Annotated in this window: 16 protein-coding genes; 8 read left to right on the top strand and 8 right to left on the bottom strand. The window is 71.5% G+C overall.

Going from position 1 to position 13,954, the window contains the following annotated elements; genetic code table 11:
* Positions 1-1,101, bottom strand: a complete 1,101-nt coding sequence (locus tag ACZ7DY_RS30295; protein ID WP_471140772.1) for a phosphotransferase family protein — start codon at positions 1,099-1,101, stop codon at positions 1-3.
* 28 nt (positions 1,102-1,129) lie between these two features.
* Positions 1,130-2,257, bottom strand: coding sequence for an Rv3169 family protein (locus tag ACZ7DY_RS30290; protein WP_471140769.1), 1,128 nt, complete (start codon positions 2,255-2,257; stop codon positions 1,130-1,132).
* A 265-nt stretch (positions 2,258-2,522) separates the two neighbouring features.
* On the opposite strand from ACZ7DY_RS30290, the gene ACZ7DY_RS30285 reads away from it, so the two are divergent.
* On the top strand, positions 2,523-3,008 hold the full coding sequence (locus ACZ7DY_RS30285) for a hypothetical protein (protein ID WP_471140928.1): 486 nt from the start codon (positions 2,523-2,525) through the stop codon (positions 3,006-3,008).
* Here ACZ7DY_RS30285 and ACZ7DY_RS30280 read toward each other — a convergent pair.
* Positions 2,971-4,143, bottom strand: a complete 1,173-nt coding sequence (locus ACZ7DY_RS30280) for an acyl-CoA dehydrogenase family protein (RefSeq protein ID WP_471140766.1) — start codon at positions 4,141-4,143, stop codon at positions 2,971-2,973. The two genes, ACZ7DY_RS30285 and ACZ7DY_RS30280, sit on opposite strands and share 38 nt — an antisense overlap.
* A gap of 346 nt (positions 4,144-4,489) precedes the next feature.
* On the opposite strand from ACZ7DY_RS30280, the gene ACZ7DY_RS30275 reads away from it, so the two are divergent.
* A complete protein-coding gene (locus ACZ7DY_RS30275; RefSeq protein ID WP_471140764.1) occupies positions 4,490-5,734 on the top strand; it encodes a glycoside hydrolase family 18 protein in 1,245 nt (414 codons plus the stop codon).
* A 64-nt stretch (positions 5,735-5,798) separates the two neighbouring features.
* On the opposite strand, the gene ACZ7DY_RS30270 is transcribed toward ACZ7DY_RS30275, so the two are convergent.
* Positions 5,799-6,422, bottom strand: a complete 624-nt coding sequence (locus tag ACZ7DY_RS30270; RefSeq protein ID WP_471140762.1) for a TetR/AcrR family transcriptional regulator — start codon at positions 6,420-6,422, stop codon at positions 5,799-5,801.
* 199 nt (positions 6,423-6,621) lie between these two features.
* Between ACZ7DY_RS30270 and ACZ7DY_RS30265 the strand changes: the two genes are divergently transcribed.
* From ACZ7DY_RS30265 to ACZ7DY_RS30255, 3 genes are read left to right on the top strand one after another with little or no spacing between them, the layout of a single operon-like run.
* Positions 6,622-7,179, top strand: coding sequence for a DUF6230 family protein (locus tag ACZ7DY_RS30265; RefSeq protein WP_471140759.1), 558 nt, complete (start codon positions 6,622-6,624; stop codon positions 7,177-7,179).
* Complete coding sequence (locus ACZ7DY_RS30260; RefSeq protein WP_471140757.1) at positions 7,170-8,171, top strand: DUF6114 domain-containing protein; 1,002 nt, start codon at positions 7,170-7,172, stop codon at positions 8,169-8,171. Before ACZ7DY_RS30265 ends, ACZ7DY_RS30260 begins: the two co-directional genes overlap by 10 nt.
* Before the next feature lie 10 nt (positions 8,172-8,181).
* Complete coding sequence (locus tag ACZ7DY_RS30255) at positions 8,182-9,123, top strand: hypothetical protein (RefSeq protein WP_471140754.1); 942 nt, start codon at positions 8,182-8,184, stop codon at positions 9,121-9,123.
* Here ACZ7DY_RS30255 and ACZ7DY_RS30250 read toward each other — a convergent pair.
* Positions 9,101-9,247: an SCO1431 family membrane protein gene (locus ACZ7DY_RS30250; protein WP_471140752.1), complete on the bottom strand. Its 147-nt coding sequence runs from the start codon at positions 9,245-9,247 to the stop codon at positions 9,101-9,103. The two genes, ACZ7DY_RS30255 and ACZ7DY_RS30250, sit on opposite strands and share 23 nt — an antisense overlap.
* 226 nt (positions 9,248-9,473) lie before the next feature.
* On the opposite strand from ACZ7DY_RS30250, the gene ACZ7DY_RS30245 reads away from it, so the two are divergent.
* The 3 genes from ACZ7DY_RS30245 (at position 9,474) to ACZ7DY_RS30235 (ending at position 11,791) form a co-directional block, all read left to right on the top strand.
* A complete protein-coding gene (locus tag ACZ7DY_RS30245) occupies positions 9,474-10,964 on the top strand; it encodes a M1 family metallopeptidase (protein WP_471140749.1) in 1,491 nt (496 codons plus the stop codon).
* Positions 10,965-11,102: 138 nt separating this feature from the next.
* Positions 11,103-11,483, top strand: a complete 381-nt coding sequence (locus ACZ7DY_RS30240) for a hypothetical protein (protein ID WP_471140747.1) — start codon at positions 11,103-11,105, stop codon at positions 11,481-11,483.
* Positions 11,484-11,599: 116 nt separating this feature from the next.
* Positions 11,600-11,791 (top strand): CsbD family protein, encoded by a 192-nt coding sequence (locus ACZ7DY_RS30235; protein ID WP_471140745.1) that lies wholly within the window; start codon positions 11,600-11,602, stop codon positions 11,789-11,791.
* 182 nt (positions 11,792-11,973) lie between these two features.
* Here ACZ7DY_RS30235 and ACZ7DY_RS30230 read toward each other — a convergent pair whose 3' ends face one another.
* The 3 genes from ACZ7DY_RS30230 to ACZ7DY_RS30220 form a co-directional block, all read right to left on the bottom strand.
* Positions 11,974-12,123 (bottom strand): hypothetical protein, encoded by a 150-nt coding sequence (locus ACZ7DY_RS30230; protein WP_471140743.1) that lies wholly within the window; start codon positions 12,121-12,123, stop codon positions 11,974-11,976.
* Positions 12,120-12,311 carry a hypothetical protein gene (locus tag ACZ7DY_RS30225; protein WP_471140740.1) on the bottom strand — a complete coding sequence of 64 codons (192 nt, stop codon included), beginning with the start codon at positions 12,309-12,311 and terminating at the stop codon, positions 12,120-12,122. Before ACZ7DY_RS30225 ends, ACZ7DY_RS30230 begins: the two co-directional genes overlap by 4 nt.
* 163 nt (positions 12,312-12,474) lie before the next feature.
* Positions 12,475-13,830 (bottom strand): peptidase C39 family protein, encoded by a 1,356-nt coding sequence (locus ACZ7DY_RS30220; RefSeq protein WP_471140738.1) that lies wholly within the window; start codon positions 13,828-13,830, stop codon positions 12,475-12,477.
* Positions 13,831-13,954 lie beyond the last annotated feature (124 nt).

The raw sequence follows: 13,954 nt of genomic DNA, 5'->3' as shown, positions 1-13,954 counted from the left end.
TCACCAGTAGCTGCCCTGCACCATGGCGGCCAGGCTGCCGTGGTGCAGGATCAGGGTGTCCGCGGCCTCCGCGCTCGTGGGCACGGCGGCCTCGCCGAAGTGGACCTGGCGGTAGGCGACGCGCAGCATCACGATCGCGTGCCGCAGCGCCGCGTACAGCGTGTGGAACTCCATGTCGCGCGGGGTGTGCCCGGTCAGCCGTGCGTACGCCTCCTCGATGTGGTCGCGGCGCAGGAAGTCCGGCAGGCCCGCCTGCCCGAAACCGACCGTCAAGTCCTGGAAGAAGCGGTGCAGATAGACGAACCAGCCGAGGTCGACCTCGCGCGGGGCGAGTGAGGCCATCTCCCAGTCGAGGACGGCGGCGGGCTCGAACCCGTCGTAGACGATGTTGCCGATGCGGGCGTCGCCCCAGTTGAGGACGGCATCGCCCTCGGCGCGGGGCCAGAGCTCCGCCAGGCGGTCGAAGGCGCTCTCGATGAGGGGTGAGCGGGGCAGTCCGCGCACCGTCCAGTCGTAGTAGGCGCGTTGGGCCCTGACGTGGCGCCTCAGTGGGCTGCCCTCGCCGGGCAGCGCGAGGAACCGGGCCGCCTCCGGGGGCACTTGGTCGTGCAGGTGGGCGACGACGCGCACGGACGCCTCCTGGAGGCGGGCGCGTTCGGCGTCGGTCGCCGCGTGCAGCCAATTCCCCTCGTACGTATAGGGCATGACGTCCGGCGGGACGCGGCCCTCGACCCGTTCCATGACGAAGAACGGGGCGCCGAGCGGCGCCGGGTCCGTCTCCAGCCACAGCACGCGCGGCACCGGCAGGTCGGTGTGGTCGGCGACCAGCCGCATCGTGCGGTACTGCCGCGGCATGTCGTAGACGGGGAAGATCGTGTACGCCGCCGGGTCGGCCGCCAGGCGCAACGCGCAGCTCCTGATGGGGGGTTCTGGGTGTTCCACGGTGAAGAGCAGGGTCTCGCTGGACATGCCGTTCGACGCGGGCACGGTCACGTCGACGGCCTTGGCGCCGGGCAGCCGGGTGTCGAGCCAGGCGCTGAGGCGGCGGGCGAGGTCTTCCGGATCGCGGGTGGTGGTGCGGGGACGGGGTGCCGTTGCCATGTCCGTGCTCCTTCCTCCTGCGCTGCCCTCAGGGCGCCACGGAGTCGAATCCGGTGAAACCGCTCGGATCGTGGCGGCCGAAGCTGCCGTGCTCGAAGATGCCGTGGCCGGTCCGCCCGTCCAGGGTGAAGCGGGCGGCGTGGTCGATGACGCCGTACGCGGCGAGCGGATGGGCCGCGGGGTCCGACAGGTCGTAGGTGCGGCGGTCGGTCCACGCGCGGCCGCGCCAGGTGCCGTGCTGCCAGTCGTCGGCGGGCGGGTAGCCGGCGCCGACGGCCAGCGGCAGGGAGGCGAGGACCTCGATGCCGAGCTCCAGGGGCTTGCGGCCGTCGGGGTCGGTGAGGTGGACGGTGGCGCGCTCGGGGTGGCGGGTGCCGGGACGGTAGGTGATGTCGGCCTGGGGCCAGCCGAGTTGGCGGTCGCGGTGGCCGGGGCGGACGAGCGTGGCGTCGTTGAGGGTGCGGTAGCCGTCGGCGTCCTCCTGGGTGATGACCATGAGGAAGCGGTCGTCGAAGCGGACGGGGCACCAGATCCAGTGGAAGCCCTCGGTGGCGTACTCCTCCTCCAGACGGCCGCGTTCCTCGCCGGGGATGGGCCGCACGCCCCAGCTGCGGTCGCGGGTGGCGGTCCACTCCCCCGCCGTCACCGCGATCTGTTCGCCGCCCGCCCTGATCACCCCGGTGGGCCGTCCCGCCTGGACGAAGCGGCGCCCTTCGAGGCTGAGCCGGTCGCCGCGGCGCTGGATGTGGTGCGGCTCCCACAGGGCTGGGAAGTCGGCGGTCCAGGTGAGGTCGTACGCGAGGGAGGCGGGGTCGTCCGGGTCGGCGGCGCACTCCAGGCGGATGCGGTGCAGCGGCTCGTCGACGGTGATGCGCAGGGGGCCGACCCCGAGGTTCATCCGGTCCTCGCCGAGCGCGTCACTGGCGCGTACGGCATGGAGCGTGTCGCCGGTGCGCAGCGTGGCGTACGCGTCGATGACACCGGTGTTCGGGTAGACGCCGAGCCCGAGGATGAGCAGGAAGCGGCCCCGGTGGTCGAAGAGGTGGAAGATGCACCGGTCGTAGGCGTTGCGGTCGCCGGTCGCCACGTGCTTCATCGAGAGCGGGACCTGGTGCACGGGGTATTCGTCGAGCGGGACCGGACGGTCGTCTGTCACGTCAAACCTCCCTGGTTGCACGGCTGTTCAGGGCGGCGGGAGGCGGTGGCGGCCTCCGGCGCGGAGTTGACGGTACGTCAGTTCTCTGGGCGGAGCCAGACGCGCGGCGGCCGTTCGCGGGCCGGGGGCGGCCCCTTCGGGACGGGTGGCCGGTGGAGCGCACCCGTGCCCGCGCGGGGTCCACGTCACTCCGCGGGACCGTCGTGAACGGACGCTCGAATCCCTGGGGCGGTGACTTCCGCGCGGCGCCGGGCGTTGGTCTGGCATGACCCCCACGGACATGGGCACCGACATGGGCCCGGCGCAGCTCCCCACCGGCCGCCGGCGGCGCACCCTGGTGACGTTGCCCGCCTCCGCAGAATCGGTTCCCCGGCCGCCTCTGGAACCCCCGCAGCACCAGCCGCAACACCATCACCAGCACCAGCCCCAGTCGCAGCACCCGGCCTCACCGCAGCCGGTGCGTCAGGCCCCTCCCCCGTACCAGCAGGCGTACCCGCAGCAGCAGCCCCACCAGCAACCCCACCAGCCGTACCAGCAACAGCAGCACTTCCAGCAGCAGCCCTACCAACAGCCCTACCAGCCGCAGCACTTCCAGGACCCGCCGATCTACGGCGCGCTGATCCGCCACTGGGCCGACCGGGGCCGGACGCTGCCCGGACGGCACGACCCGGAGTGGGCCCGGCTCGTGGCGCCGCCGGTGCCCCGCGGTCAGTTCAGCGCGATTCGGGACCCGCGAGGTGACGCGCGATGACCATGCGCTGGATCTGATTGGTGCCCTCGACGATCTGCAGCACCTTGGCCTCGCGCATGAGGCGCTCCACGGGGAAGTCCGCGGTGTAGCCGTACCCCCCGAGGACCTGCACGGCGTCCGTCGTCACCTTCATCGCGGCGTCCGTGCAGAGCAGCTTGGCCATGGCGGCCTGCTTGGCGAACGGCCGCCCCGCGTCGCGGAGCCTGGCCGCGGCCAGGTACAGCGCCCGGCCCGCCTCGATCTGCGTCGCCATGTCCGCGAGCATGAACCGCAGCCCCTGGAAGTCCGCGATGGGCTTGCCGAACTGCCGGCGCTCGGTGGCGTACGCGACGGCCTCGTCCAGCGCCGCCTGGGCCACGCCGATCGCACAGGCCGCGATGCCGAGCCGCCCCGAGTCGAGCGCGGAGAGCGCGATGGCGAAGCCCTGCCCCTCGTCGCCGATGCGGCGGGCGTCGGGGACGCGTACGCCGTCGAAGTGGACCTGAGCGGTGGGCGAGCCCTTCATGCCCATCTTCTTCTCCGGCGCCGCCGCGCCCAGCCCCTCGGCGTCGCCCGGCACCAGGAAGGCCGTCACGCCGCGGGCACCCTCGCCGCCGGTGCGGGCCATGGCCGTGTAGAAGTCGGCGATGCCGCCGTGCGTGATCCACGCCTTGGTGCCGGTGACGACCCAGTCGTCGCCGTCCCGGACGGCCTTCGTGCGCAGCGAGGCGGCGTCGGACCCGGAGGCGGGCTCGGAGAGGCAGTACGCGCCGAGGAGGCCGCCGCCGAGCATGGCGGGCAGGTGGTCGGCCTGCTGTTCCTTGGTGCCGTAGTCGGCGAGCGCGTGGCAGGCGAGCGTGTGGACGCTGACGCCGAGGCCGACGGTCAGGCGGGCGGCGGCGAGCTCCTCCAGGACCTGGAGGTAGACCTCGTAGGGCTGGTCGCCGCCGCCGAATTCCGAGGCGTAGGGGAGCCCGAGGAGGCCGGACTCGGAGAGCAGCGTGAAGACCTCGCGGGGAAAGCGCCCGGCGTCCTCTTCCTCCGCCGCCTTCGGGGCGATCTCGCGCTGCGCGATGTCCCGGACGAGCGAGAGCAGATCCCTGGCCTCATCCGTGGGCAGCTGACGGTCCACCGACTGCGCGATGTGGTCGGGCATGGCGCTTTCCTCCCTGTGGGGCTGCGGCGGAGCCCGCGCTGGGTGGGGCGGCGCCGCCGGGAAACGATGCCCAGCCAGGGTCTCCTTCCGGGTCACGGAGGGAGCTGACCAGCGGCTGTGGCGCGTTGAGTATGCCCGATCGGCGGCAGCCCGTCACTAGTTAACGACCGCTTACTCGAAAGATAACCGAAGATCGCCGACGGCGCCCGGATTGGTACGAACCATTGACCGCACTGGTCTAGTCCTCCTACTGTTCCCACGGACGTCTTACCGCGTTCATGCCAAGTGTCACCCGCAGGTCCACAGCACCACTTCCCCCACCCTGTTTCCCCCACGAGGAGACACGATGCTCAGACCGCACACCCCCCGCGCCGCCCTCCGGGCGCTCCTCGCCACCACCTGCTGCGCCGCGCTCGGCGCGGGTCTCCTGGCCGGCGCGGGCAGCGCCGCCGCCGAACAGGACAAGGGCACCACGACGAAGGCCGCCGCCGGTTCCAAGGTCGTCGGATACTTCACCGAATGGGGTGTCTACGACCGGAATTACCACGTCAAGAACATCGAGACCTCCGGTTCGGCCGGCAAGCTCACGCACATCAACTACGCCTTCGGGAACGTCCAGGGCGGCAAGTGCACGATGGGCGACGCCTATGCCGCGACCGACAAGGCCTACACCGCGGCCCAGTCCGTGGACGGCGTCGCCGACACCTGGGACCAGGAGCTGCGCGGCAACTTCAACCAGCTGCGCAAGCTCAAGAAGAAGCACCCGAACCTCAAGGTCCTCTGGTCGTTCGGCGGCTGGACCTGGTCGGGCGGCTTCACCGAGGCGGCGAAGAACCCCGCCGCGTTCGCCCAGTCCTGTTACGACCTGGTCGAGAACTCCAAGTGGGCCGATGTCTTCGACGGCATCGACATCGACTGGGAGTACCCCAACGCCTGCGGTCTGACGTGTGACACCAGCGGACGCGCCGCGTACAAGAACCTGATGGCCGCGGTCCGTTCGAAGTTCGGCAGCAAGAACCTGGTGACCTCGGCCATCCCCGCGGACGCTTCGCAGGGCGGCAAGATCGACGCCGCCGACTACGCGGGCGCGGCCCAGTACGTCGACTGGTACAACCCGATGACGTACGACTACTTCGGCGCCTGGGACGCGAAGGGGCCGACCGCCCCGCACTCGCCGCTCACCTCGTACAGCGGCATCCCCAAGGAGTCCTGGAACTCCGACGCCACGATCAAGAAGCTGAAGTCGCTCGGCGTCCCGTCCCAGAAGCTGCTGCTCGGCATCGGCTTCTACGGGCGCGGCTGGACGGGCGTCACGCAGAAGGCGCCCGGCGGCACCGCGACCGGCCCGGCCGCGGGCAAGTACGAGCAGGGCATCGACGACTACAAGGAACTGAAGACCAAGTGCCCCGCCAACGGCACGGTCGGCGGGACCGCGTACGCCCACTGCGGGAACAACTGGTGGAGCTACGACACCCCGGCGACCATCGCGGGGAAGATGAACTACAAGAACCAGCAGGGCCTCGGCGGCACCTTCTTCTGGGAGCTGAGCGGGGACACCTCCAACGGTGAGCTGATCAAGGCCATCAACTGACCTTGTGCACACAGGAGAAGGGGCGGGAGCCGGCCGGCTCCCGCCCCTTCTCGCGCGTGACCCCTCAGGGGCGCGCGGGCGCCGGGTACGACGGCTCGAAGTCCTCGATGACCCGCATCGTGTCCCCGAGGGTGCGCACCAGGAGCGAGCCGACCGTCTCGCGCGGCAGCCCCCGGTGGCCGATCCAGTCGAGCGTGATGCCCTCCACGCTGCACAGCCAGCCGAGCAGCGCCGTGCGCGCCAGCCGCGGTATGTCCTTGCGGCCGTAGGCCCCTTCGGCGATCGCCGCGATCAGCGCCTCGCGCACGCCGTCCCGTATGGCGTGCACCTCGGCGTCGAAGCCGACGCCGCCGCTGATGATCGTCCGGTACGCCGCCTGGTGGTGCTCGGCGTAGCGCAGATAGCCGTCGATGGTGCGCTGCACGCGCTCCACGGGCGGGAGGTCGTCGTGGCGGCCCGCGCGCGCCACCAGATCGGCGACGGAGTCCTCGATGATCGCGAGGTAATAGCCGCGCTTGGACTTGAAGTAGTAGTAGATCAGCCCTTTGGCGACGCCCGCCTGCTTCGCGATGTCGTCCATCGACAGGGCGTCGTAGGACGTGTCGGCGAACAGCTTCCGGCCGATGGTGATCAGTTCACCGCGGCGCGCCGCGGAGCGGTCCGTACCGCGCTGTTGACTATTATTCAATTTCGGCCCTAGTCTCCAACTGCCTCGGGATGTCCGCAGTATGGCAGACCGGTGTCGCCTGCCGGCCCGGCTCCCGACGGCGCTTCACGCACTCCCCTTACGCACGCTTGACGACGCGGAACGACGTACGGGAGGAAGACAAGTGGGCGCAGCACGCACCGCGTTACGCGAGGGCAGAACCTCCTGGAAGAAGACGGCCGTGGTGGCTCTGCCGGCCGTCCTGGCCGTCGGTGTGATGGCCTCCGTGATGGCCGAGGGGGCGCTCGCCGCGTCCTTCGCCGTCTCGGGCACCAGCTTCCAGGTGGCCTCCGGAAAACTGACCAGCGACGGCCTGTCCTCGTACGTCCAGACGGACCGGGACATCGACGGCAAGGGGCACCCCGTGGCGCTCCTCGGGATCGGTGACGCCACCCTCTCCGACATCTGCCAGGCCGCCGAGGTGAAGACCCCGGTCGGCAACGTCGTGTTCAAACTGACCGCAGGCGGCGACGCGGGCGACGTCACCGCCAGCAACCTCGTCATCGACGGCGAGGACCTGGTCGGCGACGCCCGCTTCGGCACCGCGGAGATCGGCCGGGACGCCTCGACGCTCGACGAGGTGCCCGGGGTCAAGGGCGAGAAGGGCAAGTTCGGGCTCCAGGCCGGCGACATCGAGGTCGCGGGCGTGAAGTCGCACGCCTGGTCGGCGACCGGCGGCAACTTCCGTCTCAAGGGCATGCGGGTCGACGTCAGCCTCGGCGGCAAGAAGTGCTTCTGACCGGCGGCGGCAGGGGCGGGGTCAGACCCTTCCGCGGGGACGGCGGCGGCTGGCTCGACCGCCGCCTCCCCTGGCCCGAGCAGCGCCGGGTCGTCCGCAGATGGCGGCGGACCCGGCCGTTCTGGGGCGGGCTGCTGCTCATCCTCGGCGGCACCGAGCTCCTCGTCACCCCGCTCTCGCCGCTCTCCGTGCTGGTCAGCCTGGGGCTCGGCGGGATCGCGGCGCTCGGCATCGGGATCGCCCTGGTCGTGGCGGGGCTCTTCCTGTGGCTGCTGCCGCACACGCACCACTACGTGAGCGTCAACGCCCTGATCCTCTCGGTGCTCTCGTTCGCGGCCACCAACCTCGGCGGGTTCCTGATCGGCATGCTGCTCGGGATCACCGGCAGCGCCATGGGGTTCGGCTGGACCCCGGTGCCGGAGGACGCCGAGGAGGATCCGTCCCGCCCCCGGGTGCGGGACGGGCAGGGCACGCGGACGCTCGGCGTGCTGCTCCCCGTCGCGATGGTCGCGGGGCTGGTGGCGCACGGGAGCCCCGCGAAGGCGCTCGCCCCTGAGGCGAAGGCGGCCCCCTCGGAGGCGATCGTCGCGGCGCGGGTGCCGCCGACCGTCACCACGACGCTCTTCGCGCCGCAGGGGTTCCTGCTGGCGGGGGTCCGCGAGATCCCCACGGCGGACGGGCCGTTGAAGGTCATGGTGCTGCGGATGAAGGCGGCCTCGCTCACCGACTACGAGCTGACCACGCGCGACGGCAGCGAGGAACTTGCCCTGGGCGCCGACACGTTGGACCTCAGCGGCGACGTCACGCTCTACCTGACCAAGTTCCGTGGGTGCCTGGAGGGCATCCTCTGCCTCACCTTCACCCCCGACAAGCTGCCCGTGCCGCCCGTCGTGCCGCCGTTCGTCTTCATGACGGACGTCAGCGCCGAACAGGCCCTGGTCACCTCGGACTCGATCGTGGCGGGCGGACTCAGCCTCAAGGCGTCGGCATGAGGGGTCCGGCATGATCCAGATCCAGGCGGCCCTCTTCTGGGCGTACGCGATCGGCGCGACGTCCGCCGTCTCGGCCGGCCGGCAGCTCCAGGTGTGGGAGCGGATCAACGCGGGCGAGGGGCCGCGCACGCGCAGCCGGGCCGCCAACCCCTATCTGTCGCTCACCGCGCTCTTCGCCGCCGTCCTGATGGTGCCGACCGGGCTCTTCCTGCTGTGGCAGAACCCGGCCTGGGCGACCATGCACGTGGCGGAGGGCCACGAGGGCGTGTGGGCGGGGTTCGTGCTCTTCTACGCGGGCGGGATCCCGGTCGCGGCGATCATCGGCTTCCTGGTGGCCCAGGGTCTGGTGCTCGTGGGGGCCGGCTACTGGGCGTACCTGACCTGCGTCGGGGGGTATTTCCTGCTCTTCGGGACGTTGATCCACGGGTGGGACGGCCGGGGGTACGAACGCTTCCTCTCCCCCGGCGCCGGCGACTTCGCCGACTGGCCGAAGGACAGCGTCGTCAACCACGTACTGGACTTCCTGACGTCCGGCACGTTCCTCGCGCTGCTGCTCTTCGGGGCCGCGGTGATCGGCACCATGCTGATCACCGAGATCGGCTGGCTGATGGAGGGCTGGTCGCTGCCGGGCGCCGACGAGGACCGCAAGGTGCCGAGGCTCCTGGGCGTCGCCATCGCGGCGGCCGGGGTGTACGGGCTGCCGTTCGTGGGCGCGCTCCTCGCCAGTGTGCTGGTGCGGCTCGTCGGCGGCTGGCTCGGCCTTCCGCTCTTCGCGGTGGTCGCGGGCGTGACGCTGCTGCACCGGCGCTCACCGGTGCGGTGGCTCTACGGGCTCGTGGGGCTGCCGGGGCGGCACTGGCGGGCGGGCCTCGACGACTTGGCGGGCTCCGGCGGCAAGGGCCCCGGAGCCGGCGGTCAGGAGAGCGACGTCACATCAGGCCGGACTGGGTGACGAGCATCGCGAGGACGACGACGAGGGTCCAGCCCGCGAGGTGTTCCAGGATCTTCGGCCCGTCTTCCTGGGGGCCGCCGGTGCGGGCCTTGGCGCGGACGGCGGTGGCAGAGGTCGCGGTCATGTCTTCTCGCTGACGTTCGTACGGCAGGTGACTCCCCCCACGGAACCCCCACGTACGCGTACCGAGCGCCGCGCGGGATCCCCCTACACCATGCCAGCCGGAAGCGCTCCCGCGGGAGAGACGTTGGTCACCCCGCAACTCGGACGCGGTGCCGCGCGTCTAACCACGGACGGCGGGGCGTCCCCCCGTCCGTTCGCCCGCGCACCGTACGACCGAGAGGTTCCCGATGAGCACGAACCGGACGACACCGCCCCGCCCGCGCCGCAGAGGGCGGCTCGCCCTCGCGGCCGCGATCACCGCGGCTGCCGCCCTCACCGCACCGGTCTCGCAGGCCGCGACGACCGGGACCGAGAAGCCCTCGCCGGGCGCCCCCGGCCTCGGCGACCCGCTGTTCCCGCTGGACGGCAACGGCGGGTACGAGGTGGACCGTTACTACCTGGACTTCGACTGGCAGGCGCCGAAGACCCCCTTCGAGGCGACGACGACGATCAGGGCGCGGTCCACCCAGGCGCTGTCCCGCTTCAACCTGGACTTCGCCGGCAACACCCTGCACACCGTCACCGTCGACGGCTCCGCGGCGGGCGCATCGCGCGCGGGCGACGAGCTGACGGTCACACCCAAGTCCCCGATAGCGAAGGGGAGTTCGTTCACCGTCAAGGTCACGTACACCGCCGACCCGACCCAGACCCGGCACCGCGACGACGCCATCGAGGACTACGGCTGGATCCCCACGCCCGACGGCACGGTGGTCTACCCCCAGCCGAACGGCGCCCGGATGATCTTCCCGGCCGACGACCACCCGAGCAAGCGCGCGCCGATCACCTTCCGCATCACGACCCCGGGCGACCGCACGGCCGTCGCCAACGGCAAGCTGGTCTCGCGCGCCGAGCGCCCCGACGGCCGGGTGCGCTGGACGTACGACTCCGAACAGCCGCTCTCCACCCAGCTCGTGCAGCTCGCCGTCGGCAAGTTCCGGCTGGTCGACGGCGAGGGCCCCGGCGGGCTCCCGCTGCGTGACGTCGTCCCCGAGGCGCTGGCCGAGCCGACGGCCGCGTACCGCAAACTCACGCCGGACCACCTGAAGTGGCTGGAGGAGAAGCTCGGCCCCTACCCCTTCAACCGCTACGGCCTCCTGGTCGGCGACACCGACCTCGGCGTGGCCCTGGAGACGCAGACCCTCTCCCTCGTCCCCAAGGCGGACCTGCTCGGCACGCAGGTCGACGCCGAGCGGAACATGGTCCACGAGCTCACCCACCAGTGGTTCGGCGACAGCGTGGCCCTCAAGAGCTGGTCCGACCTGTGGCTGAGCGAGGGCCACGCCCGCTTCTACGAGCGCGCGTACTCACAGGAGCACGGCGGGGACAGCTTCGAGGCGGCCATGAAGACCGCCTACCGGGCCCACGACCAGTGGCGCAAGGACTACGGCGCCCCCGCCGAGCCGACCGAGCCGAACCTCTTCAAGCGCATGCGGTACGACGGCTCGGCGCTGGTCCTGTACGCGCTGCGCGAGCAGGTCGGCGACGCCACGTTCCAGAAGATCGAGCGGGCCTGGCTCACCGGGTTCAAGGGCCGCACGGCGAGCACGCGGGACTTCGTCCAGCTGGCGTCGAAGGTCGCGGGCGAGGACCTGGAGGGCTTCCTCCACCCGTGGCTGTACGGCTCCAAGACCCCACCGATGCCGGGACATCCGGACTGGGTGGTGGACCCGGCCAGCTGAGCGACGCGGACGCGATGGGGCGCGCCGTGGGCCCGAAAGAAACGGATGATCTCATTCGGTCCCGCGGCGCACCTTCCGTCCTTATGATCACAGTCGATCTCCAGGGGGGAGATCGTGATCAGGAGGGGAACAGCCATCATGACCGGAGTTTCCAGACGTGCCCTGCTGGGCTACTCGGGCAGTGCGGCCGCGGGCGCGGCCCTGGCATCCGCGGGGACGGCCCGCGCGGCCGACGGCGAGTCCGCCGAGGCGGCGGGTACGGCGCAGGCGGCCCAGGCGGCCGACACGGCCGGATCGACGACCGTCGAGACCGCGGACGGCACGCAGTTCTCGGGGAGCACCAGCATCGGTGACATCGACGCGATGATGGACATCTCGTTCAGCATCAAGATCGACAACGCCCCTGCGGCCAAGCAGATCACGCCGCTGGAGATCGCGGAGGCGCTCAACAAGATCGGCGCCTCGCGCGGGTGGCCGAAGGTGACGTTCTACTACAGCACCCCCGCCGCGCTGAACTGACCGCGTCGCACCAGGGCCCCGTCCGGCCGACCGGACGGGGCCCTCGCCGTCTGCCCGAAATGCGTTACTCCTCCGCACCTCATAGCGTGTAGCCATCCCCGACCAGAGGAGCCGTCATGGGCGACAACGCCATGGACAAGGCAAAGGGCAAGGCCAAAGAGATGATGGGCAAGGCGTCCGGCAACGACCGGATGGCCGCCGAGGGCAAGACCGACCAGGCCAAGGGCAAGGCCAAGGACGCGGCGGACAACATGCGCGACAAGGCCGAGGGCATGCGCGACTCGTTGCGCGAGGACCGCGACCGCTGAGCCGGCGTGTGCCCGCCCGCCCCCAGGGGTGGGCGGGCACACGCATGCCCGCCGTCGGTCACCGAGGTCACCGCCGCGCCCTGACGCCCGGGCAGACCACGTGGATGCGGACCGTGGCGCCGCCCGCCGAGGCGCTGTGGATGGTGTGGGCGGTGTACGGCTGGCCCGGGACGATGGGCCGGTCACACCGGGCGCAGATCATTGCGGGCCTCCCGCACCTGCCGTTGCAGCCGCCTGCCCGTGGGGCAGTACTGGAGGCGCCGGCACGCCCCGCACTGGTCGAGGTGGTCGAGAAGCCTCCCCTGCGCCTCGGCGGATGTCGCCGACGTCATGACGTTCCCCCCGCCGCACAGGACGGGCAGGCACGGGGAAACAGCTCGGCACGGTGGTCGACGGCCGCGTCGGGGCGGCTGCCGAGGTCGACCGCGGTGGCGTTGTCGAGAGCGACCCCGCACGCGACGCACGCGCGGCCGCGACGCTGCAGATCGCTCAGGTCCGACAGGGCCGGGGGGTGCTGCACATCCATAAGGTTCCCGCATTTCGTCGATCAGGTCTGACGTGACCGTAGAACGCGGTGGCCCCGGGTTGGGTGCGCGAAATGCGTGTGTTGTTCCCCGAACACGGAACCGGGGTGGCCGGGGCCCGCTCCCCTCCCGGAGAGCGGGCACTTTTCGTACGTCTGTTCAGCGCACCCCGACCGCCGCGAGCGCGGCGCGCTGCCGCGCGGACAGCTTGGTCGGGAAGTAGAGGTAGCAGACGCCGCCCGTGCCGGACACGACCTTGCCCGAGGCGTTGTAGCGCTTCGTGCGCAGCCAGATGTTCTCGAACTCCCTCCGCTTGTAGACGCGGCGCACCGCGGCGTCGGTCGGGGACGCCGGGTCGTTGGCGATCACGTCGCCGTCCGCCGTGAAGCCGATGACCGTCATCAAGTGGCCCGACGTGCCGTAACCCGCGCCCGTCAGCTCCTCCTTGAGGAAGGACTGCGAGGTTATGGCCGGGATGCCCGCGGCGATCAGGGACTCCAGCTCGGTGAGCGAGGCGAGGCGGGTCACGACGCCCTGGAGGTCCGGGTAGGTCGCGGCGTACGCGGCGTTGAAGGGCCAGTTGCCGCAGCCGTTGTACTGGTAGTCGAAGGTCTGGCGGGCCGCGTGGCAGACCTGCGGGTCGGCGTAGGAGGGGTCGACCCAGGCCAGCTGCTCCGGCGTCGGCCTGCGGCCCCAGTACTCGATGATCATCTGCGAGGAGGTGGGGCTGCACCACGCCTCGCCGCCGTTGTCGTACTGCGGGTACTGGCCGGCGTGGATCTCCTGCGAGTAGCGCGGCACCGCCAGCTCCGCGGCGAGGCCCGGCTCGGAGGCGGGGACGGTGAAGCGGTCGGGGACGTCCGAGGCCATCGCGCCGAGCCGCCACACCGTGGGGCTCTCGGCCGCGCCCGGCCTGCGGTACAGCGTCAGGCGGAGCTGGTACGAGACGACGCGCAGACCCGTGCTCGCGTCATCGACGGAGAGCGTGTCCGTCCAGACCGTGGACTTGTCGTCGGTCTGGTCGTCGACCGAGGTCCGCCGGATGTCCTTCGTCTCGTCGTCGCCCGAGGTCCAGCGGCCCATCACGTACCACGGCGTCCTCGCCCCGTCCGAGTACGTGCCCCGCAGCTCGACCTGGAGCCAGGTCCCGGCCGGGGTCCCGGCGTTCCAGGAGGCGATCACCTCGGTGGCGGGGACCGTCGAGCGGTGTGTCGGCGAGGTCCACCTGGCGTACTCCCAGGTGGCGGTGGTGCCGGTGTGCGGGTCGGTGTAGTCGGTGCGGCCCACGGGCCGGACGATCCGCACGCCGGGGCGGGCCCCGGTGCCGGGGCCGGTGCCCTCGGCGGTGCCGGTGCTCCACTCCTTGTACGAGGTCCAGAAGCGGTTGTCCACCGGGCGGTCCGCGCGCGGGGCGCGGCCCCCGGCCTTCGCGGGAGCCGCGGCCAGGGCGGGGGTGGCGGTCACCGCGAGGGCGGCCGCGGCCGCGGCGGTGGCGAGGACGGATCTGCGGGTCATGTGGTCAGTGTGACCCGGACCGCCGGTACGGGAGGTGCTGCCGGTGCGGTCGGTTCTGCCGGTGCGGTCGGTGCTCTCGGTGCGGTCGGTTCTGTCTGCTCGGTCCATGGCGGGACCCCCAGTC

Source organism: Streptomyces sp. NPDC037013, from assembly GCF_055607265.1.
Note: the sequence above shows the minus strand (reverse complement) of the source record. Positions and strands in the feature narration are given on the sequence as shown.

Bases quoted from the DNA above. Each gene is read 5' to 3' on its own strand.
- ACZ7DY_RS30245 (WP_471140749.1), top strand. From the start codon at position 9,474: ATGAGCACGAACCGGACGACACCGCCCCGCCCGCGCCGCAGAGGGCGG.
- ACZ7DY_RS30280 (WP_471140766.1), bottom strand. From the start codon at position 4,143: ATGCCCGACCACATCGCGCAGTCGGTGGACCGTCAGCTGCCCACGGAT.
- ACZ7DY_RS30250 (WP_471140752.1), bottom strand. From the start codon at position 9,247: ATGACCGCGACCTCTGCCACCGCCGTCCGCGCCAAGGCCCGCACCGGC.
- ACZ7DY_RS30220 (WP_471140738.1), bottom strand. From the start codon at position 13,830: ATGACCCGCAGATCCGTCCTCGCCACCGCCGCGGCCGCGGCCGCCCTC.
- ACZ7DY_RS30275 (WP_471140764.1), top strand. From the start codon at position 4,490: ATGCTCAGACCGCACACCCCCCGCGCCGCCCTCCGGGCGCTCCTCGCC.
- ACZ7DY_RS30255 (WP_471140754.1), top strand. From the start codon at position 8,182: ATGATCCAGATCCAGGCGGCCCTCTTCTGGGCGTACGCGATCGGCGCG.
- ACZ7DY_RS30235 (WP_471140745.1), top strand. From the start codon at position 11,600: ATGGGCGACAACGCCATGGACAAGGCAAAGGGCAAGGCCAAAGAGATG.
- ACZ7DY_RS30295 (WP_471140772.1), bottom strand. From the start codon at position 1,101: ATGGCAACGGCACCCCGTCCCCGCACCACCACCCGCGATCCGGAAGAC.
- ACZ7DY_RS30285 (WP_471140928.1), top strand. From the start codon at position 2,523: ATGACCCCCACGGACATGGGCACCGACATGGGCCCGGCGCAGCTCCCC.
- ACZ7DY_RS30240 (WP_471140747.1), top strand. From the start codon at position 11,103: ATGACCGGAGTTTCCAGACGTGCCCTGCTGGGCTACTCGGGCAGTGCG.
- ACZ7DY_RS30230 (WP_471140743.1), bottom strand. From the start codon at position 12,123: ATGACGTCGGCGACATCCGCCGAGGCGCAGGGGAGGCTTCTCGACCAC.